We start from the raw sequence: 10198 nt of genomic DNA, 5'->3' as shown, positions 1-10198 counted from the left end.
TTGAGTTCTCAAGGAACGGACGCTTCCTTTGTACTCACCCTCTCGGGCTTTCCTCCGGGCTTTCGTTCTGTTCTTGCGTTTCCGACTCTATCAGACTCTTTCGTGTCCGATTTTCCTCGGTGCTTTCGAGGTTCTGCGCTTTCGCGCTTTCCCTTTCCGGCGATTCCAACCCTACCAGATCATTTCCGCGCCGTTTCCGGTTCTGGATTTGAATTCGGTGACCGTTGGAGGGTCTGTGCCTTTCGGCGCTCCGCTACGTTAGCGCTTTCCCCTTCCGACTCATAATCGAGTCGGGGGGCAGGGAATTCGGGCATGCCGAAAAGGACCCCGCCAGGGGCAAGTCGTAGGTAGTGGTTTCGCCGTTCTGGGGGTCTGCGATGGCAGTACCCCGTTCAAGCGGCTCGGACTACGTTAGGCGTACGTCACGGCCGAGTCAAGTTGGGCGGCGGCGTGGTGCGTGGGGGCGGTAGGGGCTCACCGTCGGGTCGCCGGTGAGCCAGTAGCGGTAGGGGTGGGCGGCCCCCGCGCCGCCCACCCCCGTGCGGGGTCCGTTGCTCACCAGGTCGGGCGGGGTGGCGGTACCAGTGAGGAGGGACAGCGGGGAATCGGGGCCGGCGCAGAGGTCCGTACCGTCGAGGGAGCGGTCGACATCGAGGGCCGTGGCCAGACGGGCCGGGCCCTTGGCCAGTTCTCGGGGGTTCCTGGCGGAAAGTCGACGTTTGGCCGCGAGATCTGCGCCCACCGTGACCTCCCCGGCGCGCAGCAGGACACCGCTCGCATGGCCGGGCGGGCCGCACACCAGGTTGAGGCTGAACCACATGCCGTAGATGAAGTAGACGTACGCGTGTCCGGGCGGCCCGAACATGGACGCGTTGCGCTCGGTGCGGCCGCGGTAGGCGTGGGAGCCCGGGTCGGCCGCGCCCTCGTAGGCCTCGACCTCCGTGATGCGCAGTTCCACGGGGCCGTCCGGCGTGCGGCGGACGAGGACGCGGCCCAGCAGGTCGGGGGCCACGGTGAGGACCGGCCGGTCGAAGAAGGACCGGGGCAGGGGCGTACGGTCGGGGCGCGCGCTCATCCGGTCGAGCGTAGTGGAACGGGCGCCCGTGCAACCGGGGCCTAAGGTTCCGCGTTGGTATGGGGTAGGCGCGACGTAGTCGCCAGTTCCTTAGATATGTATCAGGGGAGATGTGAGCATGGGGTTCAGGAAGCTGTTCGCGAGCCTGGGTGCCGGTGGTGCTTCGGTGGACACGATCATCACCGAGCCGAACGTCGTGCCGGGTGGGATCGTGCAGGGCGAGGTCCGGATCCAGGGCGGGTCCGTGGAGCAGCAGATCGAGGGGCTGTCTGTCGGCCTCCAGGCGCGCGTGGAGGTGGAGGGCGGCGACCACGAGTACAAGCAGGACATCGTCTTCACCAAGCAGCGCCTCGGCGGTGCCTTCCAGGTGCAGGCCGGCGCGCTGCACGTGGTGCCGTTCGGACTGGAGATCCCGGCGGAGACGCCGATCACCCACTTCGGGGGTCAGCACCTGCACGGGATGAGCATCGGGGTCAGCACCGAGCTGGAGATCGCGCGCGCGGTGGACGCGGGCGACCTCGACCCGATCAACGTGCACCCGGTGCCGGCGCAGCAGGCGATCCTCGACGCCTTCCGGCAGCTGGGCTTCTCGTTCCGCAGCGCGGACATGGAGCGCGGGCACATCCGCGGCACCCGGCAGACGCTGCCGTTCTACCAGGAGATCGAGTTCCTGCCGCCGTCGCAGTACCGCGGTCTGAACCAGGTGGAGCTGACCTTCGTCTCGGACGGCCGTGAGATGGACGTCGTGCTGGAGATGGACAAGAAGCCGGGCCTGTTCAGCGAGGGCAGTGACACCTACCGCTGCTTCCAGGTGGGTCTGCAGTCGTACGAGGGAACGGACTGGGCCGCGTACCTGAACCAGTGGATCGCGTCGGTCGGTTCGCAGCGCAACTGGTTCTAGGCTCGGGCCCGTACGCCCGTACGCGTTTCCCCTCAGGAGGTACAGCAGTGGCCGAACAGAACAGGGCTCCCCTTCCGCACGCTTTCCACCCGGAGGTGCCTTCCTTCACGGTGACGAGCGACGACGTCGCACCGGGGGCCGATCTGCACGCGGCCCAGGTCCTGACGGGCAAGAACGTCTCGCCGCAGCTGCGGTGGGAGGGCTTCCCCGAGGGGACGAAGAGCTTCGCGGTGACCTGCTTCGACCCGGACGCCCCGACGGGCAGCGGGTTCTGGCACTGGGTGCTCTTCGACCTGCCGGTCTCGGTGACCGAGCTGCCGGCCGGTGCGGGCAGCGGGGACTTCGCCGGCCTGCCCGAGGGTGCCGTGCACGCGCGGAACGACTACGGCACGCGTGACTTCGGCGGCGCGGCTCCGCCGCGCGGGGAGCGGCACCGGTACGTGTTCACCGTGTACGCGGTGGACCGGGAGCAGCTCGGGCCGGACGAGGACTCCTCTCCGGCGGTCGTCGGTTTCCATCTGCGGTTCCACGCGCTCGGCCGGGCCCAGCTGATCGGTGAGTACGAGGCTCCGACGCGCTGATCGTTCTCCGCGTGTTCGCCCGGTCCTGGTCTAAAGACGGCCAGGACCGGGCATTTTTATTGCGTTGTCCCGCGTGGCGCGCGCGGCCAGAGTGGTTGCGGGCCCTGCCGCCGGGGTGGTCGCGGGCCTGCACACGGGAGGTGGGCGAGATGCGGGACACGCTGGTGCTGAACGCGAGCTTCGAGCCGTTGTCGACGGTGACGCTGAACCGGGCTGTGGTCCTGGTGCTCCAGGACAAGGCCGTGGTCGAACAGTCGCATCCCGAGCTGCGTGTGCGTGCGGCCACCATGGAGTTGCCGATGCCTCGGGTGATCAGGCTGTGCAGGTACGTCCGGGTGCCGTTCCGAAGACATGCTCCCTGGTCACGGAGGGGGGTGTTGGTCCGGGACCAACACCGGTGCGCGTACTGCGGGAAGCGCGCGACGACCGTGGACCACGTGCTCCCGAGGGCGCAGGGCGGTGGGGACACCTGGCTGAACACGGTGGCCTCCTGCGCGGAGGACAACCACCGCAAAGCGGCTCGGACTCCTGAGGAGGCGGGGATGCCGTTGCTGCGCAAGCCCTTCGTCCCGTCCCCGGCCGACGCGATGCTGCTCGCCCTCGGGGTGGGCGGGCAGGACGGGCTGCCCGAGTGGCTCGGGCGTAGCGCCTGAGCCACTCGTCCGCTGGGCGGCGTATTCCTCGTACGCCGTTCAGCGGAGGAGGAGCTGGACGATCGCCAGGATCCCGACCGTCACGATGACGGCGCGCAGGACGGTCGGCGGGAGGCGCCGGCCGACCTTGGCGCCGATCTGGCCGCCGATGGTGGAGCCGACGGCGATGAGGACCACGGCCGTCCAGTCGAACTCGGCGACGAAGAGGAAGAAGACGGCCGCGATGCCGTTGACGAGGGCGGCCACGATGTTCTTGACGGCGTTGATCCGTTGCAGGTCGTCGTGGAGGAAGAGGCCCATCAGCCCGAGGTAGAGGACGCCCTGCGCGGCGCCGAAGTAGCCCCCGTAGGCGCTGGCGAGCAGCATGCCGGTCATGAGGGCCGGGCCGCCGTCCGGGTGGGCGGTGTCGCCGCCGGCGGCTTCCTGGCGGCGGCGCACGGCCGCGGCGAGGCGGGGCTGGAGGACGACGAGGACGAGTGCCAGGCCGATGAGGACGGGCACGATCGTGTCGAAGGAGTCCGACGGCAGGTTGAGGAGCAGGATCGCGCCCGCGAGGCCGCCGACGAGGGAGACCGCGCCGAGCCGCAGGACGCGGGCGCGCTGGCCCCGGAGCTCCTTGCGGTAGCCGAAGGCTCCGCTGAGGGAACCGGGCACCAGGCCGAGGGTGTTGGACACGTTCGCGGTGACCGGGGGCAGTCCGGTGGCGAGCAGCACCGGGAAGGTGATCAGGGTGCCGGAACCGACGATGGTGTTGATGGTGCCGGCGCCGATTCCGGCGGCGAAGACCGCGAGTGATTCCCAGACGGACATGGACATGGACGGAGCCATCCCCTTTGCGTGAGTGAGTCGCCTCCCCGCCATGAAGGTCGAGGGGCCTCACCGATCATGCACGAGGGGAGGGCGGCGTCAGTCGATGGGGGGCTGTTCCCGGCGGTCCTTGGCGCTGTCGGCCTCGGGGGCGCCCTTTCCGGGGGCCTGGGGGTTGAAGCCGGCCGAACCGCCGCCCAGGGGGCCGAAGTTGCCCATGGCTCCGGAGAGTCCCTTGAGGGCGTCCCCGATCTCGCTGGGCACGATCCAGAGCTTGTTGGCGTCGCCCTCGGCGATCTTCGGGAGCATCTGGAGGTACTGGTAGGCGAGGAGCTTCTGGTCGGCGTCGCCGGCGTGGATGGACTCGAAGACCGTACGGATGGCCTGGGCCTCGCCCTCGGCCTTCAGTGCGGCGGCCTTGGCCTCACCTTCGGCGCGGAGGATGGAGGACTGCTTCTCGCCCTCGGCGCGCAGGATCTCGGACTGGCGGACGCCTTCGGCCTGGAGGATCGCGGCGCGCTTGTCGCGGTCGGCGCGCATCTGCTTCTCCATCGAGTCCTGGATGGAGGTCGGCGGCTCGATCGCCTTGAGCTCGACGCGGTTGACGCGGATGCCCCACTTGCCGGTGGCCTCGTCGAGGACTCCGCGCAGGGCGGCGTTGATCTCCTCGCGGGAGGTCAGCGTCCGCTCCAGGTCCATGCCGCCGATGATGTTGCGCAGGGTGGTGACGGTGAGCTGCTCGATGGCCTGGATGTAGCTGGCCACCTCGTACGTCGCGGCGCGGGCGTCGGTCACCTGGTAGTAGATGACGGTGTCGATGTTGACGACCAGGTTGTCCTGGGTGATGACCGGCTGCGGCGGGAAGGGGACGACCTGCTCGCGGAGGTCGATCCGGTTGCGGATCGAGTCGATGAACGGGACGACGATGTTGAGGCCCGCGTTGAGGGTGCGGGTGTAGCGGCCGAACCGCTCGACGATGGCTGCGCTGGCCTGCGGGATCACCTGGATCGTCTTGACCAGGGCGATGAAGACCAGAACCACCAGGATGATCAGGACGATGATGATCGGTTGCATGCGGTTCCCCGTGCCCTTCCGGCTGTCTGTGCTGCCCCGTTCAGCGGAGTCTCGCAGACCCCGGGGCCGCGGGTGGGCTGCTTGCTCACATGACGACCGCGGTCGCCCCGTCGATGTCGACCACGTCGACGGACTGACCCGGTTCGAAACTGGTGTCGACGTCCAGGGTGCGGGCGGACCAGACCTCGCCCGCGAGCTTGATCCGGCCGCCGCTGCCGTCGACGCGTTCGAGGACGAGGGCGGATCTTCCCTTCAACGCCTCGATGCCGCTGCGGTGTTGGGGCCGCTGGTTCCGGTGTCGGTTGGCGATCGGCCGGACGACGGCGATCAGCGCGACCGACACGATGACGAAGACCAGGACCTGGGCCACCGCTCCCCCGCCGAGGGCCGCCGTGCCGGCGGCCGCGAGCGCGCCGACGGCGAACATGCCGAACTCCGGCAGTGCGGTCAGGACGAGCGGGATGCCCAGTCCGGCCGCGCCGATGAGCCACCACACCCACGCGTCGATGTTCACATCGTCATGGTAGGTCGGGTGGGTGCGTCCGGACAGGGCGCGGGCGCGGGGCACGCGCCCCGGCCCGGCGGCGGACCGGGGCTCGACGGCGCCTAGCGCAGCGGCAGGCCCTGCGCGGTCCAGCGGTCGTGGTCGTTGCGCTCGACGACCAGCGGGAGGCCGAAGCAGAGGGAGAGGTTGCGCGAGGTCAGATCCAGGTCGATGGGACCGGCGGTGACGACCTTGCCCTGGCGGATCATCAGGACGTGCGTGAAGCCGGGGGCGATCTCCTCGACGTGGTGCGTGACCATGACCATCGACGGGGCCATCGGGTCGCGGGCGAGGCGGCCGAGGCGGCGTACGAGGTCCTCGCGGCCCCCGAGGTCCAGGCCCGCGGCGGGCTCGTCGAGGAGGAGCATCTCGGGGTCGGTCATCAGGGCGCGGGCGATCAGGGTGCGCTTGCGCTCGCCCTCGGAGAGGGTCCCGAACTTCCGGTCGAGGTAGTCGCTCATGCCGAGGCGGTCGAGGAAGGCGCGGGCGCGCTGCTCGTCGACTTCCTCGTACTCCTCCTGCCAGGTGGCGGTCATGCCGTAGGCGGCGGTGAGCACGGTCTGCAGGACGGTCTGCCGCTTCGGGAGCTTGTCGGCCAGCGCGATGCCGGCGACGCCGATGCGCGGGCGCAGCTCGAAGACGTCGGCGCCGGGCTTGCCGAGGGTGCTGCCGAGGATGGTGGCGGAGCCCTTGGTGGGGAAGAGGTAGCTGGAGGCGAGGTTCAGCAGCGTGGTCTTGCCGGCGCCGTTGGGGCCGAGGATCACCCAGCGCTCCCCCTCCTTCACCGACCAGGAGACCTGGTCCACCAGAGCCCGGCCCTCGCGGACCACGGATACGTCCACCAGCTCCAGAACATCGCTCATGAGCGTGTTGTCACCCCTTGCAGTCACGGTTCTCTGTGCGCGCCTGTAGGCGCGGCCCCAGGGGAAAACCTACGCCACTCTCGGCGGGCCACGGGCGCCAGGCCGGGTCCCGCGCCGGATCCGTAGAGTGGGGGGATGCTTTTCGAACCACGTTCAGGGCGGCTGGCCGCCTGGGGGAACGCTCTGCTGGCCGGTCTGGTCTCGCCCGACGAGGCCGCGCTGTCGATCGTGGGCGAGGACGCCGTGCACCGGGTGGCCGGGCTGCCGGGGGAGGCGGGGCCGGTCGGGCTCACGCTGGCGCTCGGGCGGCTGCGTGCGCTGGGGGTGAGCGGGCTGCGGGTGGCGCTGCCGGCGCCGGGGCATCCGCTGGGGCTGAGCGGGCCGCCGGAGTTCAACGCGCGGGCGCTGGAGGCCGAGGAGGCCGTGGTGTGCGCGGGTGCGGCGCTGGGTCTGGTGCCGGAGGTGACCGAGGCGGGCCCGGCCGGTGACGTCCACGTCTCGGTGCTGTGGCAGTGCCTGCCGGTGCGGGAGGCCCCGCCGGCGGACGTGCCCTCGCTCGGGGAGGCGGAGCGGGAGCTGGCGGAGGCGCTGCGCGAGGCGACGGTGGTGCTGACCCGGCTGGACGTGGCGGGGTCGGGTCCGGTGGCGGAGGCGGCGCTGTCGGTGTACCGGGCGCGGGCGGAGGCGGGCCGTGACGTGCTGGCGCCGGGGTACCCGGCGCGGGCGGTACGGGTGCTGGCGCTGGCGCAGCGGGTGGACCTGATGGTGTCGCTGGCGTACGAGAACGGGCACGGCGGTGCGGTGGCCGCCTCGGAGATGGCGGCGCGGGCCGAGGCCCTGCGGCCGGTGGAGCGGGTGGCCCGGCGGGCGCTGGTCGCGGCGTACAACGCGGCGGTCGAACAGCGGTAGCCAGGGGCGGGCGCGGGCCGGGCGCGGCACGGCCCCGCTTCCCGGGGAGAAGGGGGGAAACGGGGCCTGCGGGGTGCGGCCGGCACCCCGGGGGGTGCGGGATCCGGCCGGGTGCGTCAGGCGTTGACGCCGGTGTTGCCGAAGGCGGGGTTGAGCAGGCCGATCACGTTGACGGAGTTGCCGACCACGTTCACGGGGACGTGCACGGGGACCTGGAGCAGGTTCCCGGAGGCCACGCCGGGCGAGTTCAGGGCCTCGCCCTCCGCGGACGCACCGCCGTGCGCCGAGGAGACACCGGCGCCGGCGGCGACGAGGCCGCCCGCGATCATGGTGGCGGCTGCGGCCTTCTTGAAGTTCTTCACGTTCTCGTCCTCCAGTACGTCTGCCGCGACCAGCCGTCGCGGCACGTGCTGGAGAACGGCGCCCCGGCCCGTGGGGATACGCCATGTGGGCTACATACACCCGACCGTATGAATCTCCCTTGAAGGGATTGTCGTTCCGGTCAGTCCGCGAGGCCGTGTCTGACCGCCCACAGTGCGGCCTGCGTCCGGTCGGAGAGGTCCAGTTTCATCAGGATGTTCGACACGTGCGTCTTGACCGTCTTCTCGGAGAGGACGAGCGCCCTGGCGATCTCGCGGTTGGAGCGGCCGTCCGCGATCAGGCCGAGGACCTCCCGCTCGCGGTCGGTCAGCGCGCCCGGACGGCCCGCCGCGGCGGGCCGGTCGTCCTGGGCGGCTAGCAGGGCCTCGGCCACCTCCGGCTGGAGCAGGACGTGGCCCGCGTGCACGGAGCGGATGGCTCCGGCGAGCGCGTCGGGGTCGATGTCCTTGTAGAGGTACCCGGCGGCTCCGGCCCGCAGGGCGGGGACCACGGTCCGCTGCTCCGTGAAGCTGGTGACGATCAGGACCCGTGCCGGGTTCGCGAGCCCGCGCAGTCTGCGCAGGGCCTCGATGCCGTCGGTGCCCGGCATCTTGACGTCCATCAGGATCACGTCGGGCCGCAGCTCCTCGGCGCGGGCGATGCCCTCCTCGCCGTCGGCGGCCTCGCCGACCACCTCGATGTCCTCCTGGACCTCCAGGAAGGTGCGCAGGCCGCGCCGGACCACCTGGTGGTCGTCGACCAGCAGGACGCGGACGCGGTGACGGCCGGGAACCTCAGCCACCGGGTACCTCCATCTCGATCGTGGTGCCCCGACCGGGCTCCGAACGGACGTCGAGGCGGCCTCCGGCCCCGCTCGCGCGGTCCCGCATGGAGACCAGCCCGAGGTGGCGGCCCGCCTTGCGGACGGTGGGCGGGGAGAACCCCCGGCCCCAGTCGCGCACGCGCAGCAGGGCGCCGCCGGCGGGGGTGCGGGCGAGGGTGACCTCGACGCGGTCGGCGCCGGAGTGGCGCAGGGCGTTGTGGAGGGCCTCCTGGGCGACGCGCAGGAGCGCTTCCTCCTGGGACGCGGGCAGCGCCCGTACGCCGTCGCAGGTGAAGGTGACGGCCGCGGTGTGGGCGCGGTCCAGGACGCGGACGTGGTTGCGCAGGGTGGCGACGAGGCCGTCCTCGTCCAGCGCGGCGGGCCGCAGCTCGGTGACGGCGGCGCGCAGCTCGTCGGCGGCCTCCGCGGCCAGTGCGGCGACCTCCTGGAGCTCCCCCTTGGCACGGGCGGGGTCCCGGTCGACGAGGGCGGCGGCGGCCTGCGCGGTCAGCCGCAGGGAGAACAGCTTCTGGCTGACGGCGTCGTGCAGCTCGTGGGCGAGGCGGGAGCGCTCCTCGGCGATGGTCAGCTCGCGGCTGCGCTCGTAGAGGCGGGCGTTGGTGAGGGCTATGGCGGCGTGCTGGGCGAGGAGGGAGAGGAGTTCCTCGTCCTCGTCGGTGAAGCCGCCGGGGCCGCTCCCGCCGCGTTTGTTCGCGAGGAAGAGGGCGCCGATGGTCTCCTCCCCGTCCCGGATGGGCAGGCCGAGGAAGTCGGACATGTCGGGGTGGGCGGCGGGCCAGCCCCCGAAACGCGGGTCCTCGCGCACGTCGGCGAGCCGCTCGGGCTCCTCCTGGTGGAGCATCGCGGCGAGGATGCCGTGCTGGCGGGGCAGCGGGCCGATGCGGCGCCACTGTTCCTCGCTGATGCCGTCCACGACGAACTGGGCGAAGCCCCCGTGGTCGTCCGGGACGCCCAGGGCCGCGTACTCGGCGTCCAGCAGTTCCCGGGCGGAGGCGACGATCGTCCGCAGGACGTCGTGGACCTCCAGGCGGCGGCTCATGGCGAGCAGCGCGCTGCTGACGGCCGCCAGTCCCGAGCGGGGTCCGTTGTGCATGGGGCCACCGTACCGGCGGCCCTGACCTGCGGGATCGGGCTTCGGGCGTAGGACCGGGGCCGGAGCCGGTCGGCCGAAGGGCGGGGGTGGGAGGGCTGCCCCGTCCACCCGGAGGAGGAGGCGGCGGGGGGCCTGCCCCTCCTCTGGGCGGACTCCGGTCACACCATGCGTTGCTGGTGCAACTCTGGGTGAGGTGGCCGCGAGGTCGATGTGAGCCCGCGCATAGGACGCACATCACTTACGAAGCCGCCTAGTGGACGCGTAAAGACGCTGTCAGTACGGGCGCGCCTTGCATCGGGGGCCGTATCCGGGCTCCGGCCGACGGGGCTGATCCACTAAGCGGGATCGTACGTCACACCTTTGCCAGGCGATTTTGCCGCCGCTAAGAATGTCGACGTCGCCCAGCGCCGCCGGATCCCGGATCCTCGCGGCGCTGTCCTGGCACCGCCCCTTGATTCCCCACGGGGTGCCCCCGTCGAAGAGGTTGCCCCGCC

Annotated in this window: 12 protein-coding genes; 4 read left to right on the top strand and 8 right to left on the bottom strand. The window is 71.2% G+C overall.

Annotation, left to right across the window (positions count from 1 at the left end):
- Positions 1-433: 433 nt before the first annotated feature.
- Positions 434-1075 (bottom strand): DNA-3-methyladenine glycosylase, encoded by a 642-nt coding sequence (locus ACZ5D2_RS38400; protein ID WP_371679186.1) that lies wholly within the window; start codon positions 1073-1075, stop codon positions 434-436.
- Positions 1076-1193: 118 nt separating this feature from the next.
- Between ACZ5D2_RS38400 and ACZ5D2_RS38395 the strand changes: the two genes are divergently transcribed.
- From ACZ5D2_RS38395 to ACZ5D2_RS38385, 3 genes are all read left to right on the top strand, one after another.
- On the top strand, positions 1194-1976 hold the full coding sequence (locus ACZ5D2_RS38395) for a sporulation protein (protein ID WP_371679185.1): 783 nt from the start codon (positions 1194-1196) through the stop codon (positions 1974-1976).
- A gap of 47 nt (positions 1977-2023) precedes the next feature.
- Positions 2024-2557 (top strand): YbhB/YbcL family Raf kinase inhibitor-like protein, encoded by a 534-nt coding sequence (locus tag ACZ5D2_RS38390; RefSeq protein WP_371679184.1) that lies wholly within the window; start codon positions 2024-2026, stop codon positions 2555-2557.
- 149 nt (positions 2558-2706) lie between these two features.
- A complete protein-coding gene (locus ACZ5D2_RS38385; protein WP_030233558.1) occupies positions 2707-3210 on the top strand; it encodes an HNH endonuclease in 504 nt (167 codons plus the stop codon).
- Between the two features lie 39 nt (positions 3211-3249).
- Here the strand turns inward: ACZ5D2_RS38385 and ACZ5D2_RS38380 are convergent, their stop codons facing one another.
- The 4 genes from ACZ5D2_RS38380 to ACZ5D2_RS38365 all read right to left on the bottom strand — a co-directional run bounded on the left by ACZ5D2_RS38380 (position 3250) and on the right by ACZ5D2_RS38365 (position 6498).
- A complete protein-coding gene (locus tag ACZ5D2_RS38380) occupies positions 3250-4026 on the bottom strand; it encodes a sulfite exporter TauE/SafE family protein (protein ID WP_371679183.1) in 777 nt (258 codons plus the stop codon).
- A 90-nt stretch (positions 4027-4116) separates the two neighbouring features.
- Complete coding sequence (locus ACZ5D2_RS38375) at positions 4117-5091, bottom strand: SPFH domain-containing protein (RefSeq protein ID WP_371679182.1); 975 nt, start codon at positions 5089-5091, stop codon at positions 4117-4119.
- 85 nt (positions 5092-5176) lie between these two features.
- On the bottom strand, positions 5177-5605 hold the full coding sequence (locus tag ACZ5D2_RS38370) for an NfeD family protein (protein ID WP_371679181.1): 429 nt from the start codon (positions 5603-5605) through the stop codon (positions 5177-5179).
- A 92-nt stretch (positions 5606-5697) separates the two neighbouring features.
- On the bottom strand, positions 5698-6498 hold the full coding sequence (locus ACZ5D2_RS38365; RefSeq protein WP_468936048.1) for an ABC transporter ATP-binding protein: 801 nt from the start codon (positions 6496-6498) through the stop codon (positions 5698-5700).
- Between the two features lie 135 nt (positions 6499-6633).
- On the opposite strand from ACZ5D2_RS38365, the gene ACZ5D2_RS38360 reads away from it, so the two are divergent.
- Complete coding sequence (locus ACZ5D2_RS38360) at positions 6634-7407, top strand: hypothetical protein (protein ID WP_371679179.1); 774 nt, start codon at positions 6634-6636, stop codon at positions 7405-7407.
- A gap of 116 nt (positions 7408-7523) precedes the next feature.
- On the opposite strand, the gene ACZ5D2_RS38355 is transcribed toward ACZ5D2_RS38360, so the two are convergent.
- From ACZ5D2_RS38355 to ACZ5D2_RS38345, 3 genes are all read right to left on the bottom strand, one after another.
- Positions 7524-7769, bottom strand: coding sequence for a chaplin (locus ACZ5D2_RS38355; protein ID WP_371681316.1), 246 nt, complete (start codon positions 7767-7769; stop codon positions 7524-7526).
- A gap of 140 nt (positions 7770-7909) precedes the next feature.
- Positions 7910-8569 carry a response regulator gene (locus tag ACZ5D2_RS38350; protein ID WP_266838316.1) on the bottom strand — a complete coding sequence of 220 codons (660 nt, stop codon included), beginning with the start codon at positions 8567-8569 and terminating at the stop codon, positions 7910-7912.
- Positions 8562-9704 (bottom strand): GAF domain-containing sensor histidine kinase, encoded by a 1143-nt coding sequence (locus ACZ5D2_RS38345; protein WP_371679178.1) that lies wholly within the window; start codon positions 9702-9704, stop codon positions 8562-8564. The genes ACZ5D2_RS38350 and ACZ5D2_RS38345 overlap by 8 nt, the downstream gene beginning before the upstream one ends.
- Positions 9705-10198 lie beyond the last annotated feature (494 nt).

The organism is Streptomyces sp. NPDC031479, from assembly GCF_055581065.1.
Note: the sequence above shows the minus strand (reverse complement) of the source record. Positions and strands in the feature narration are given on the sequence as shown.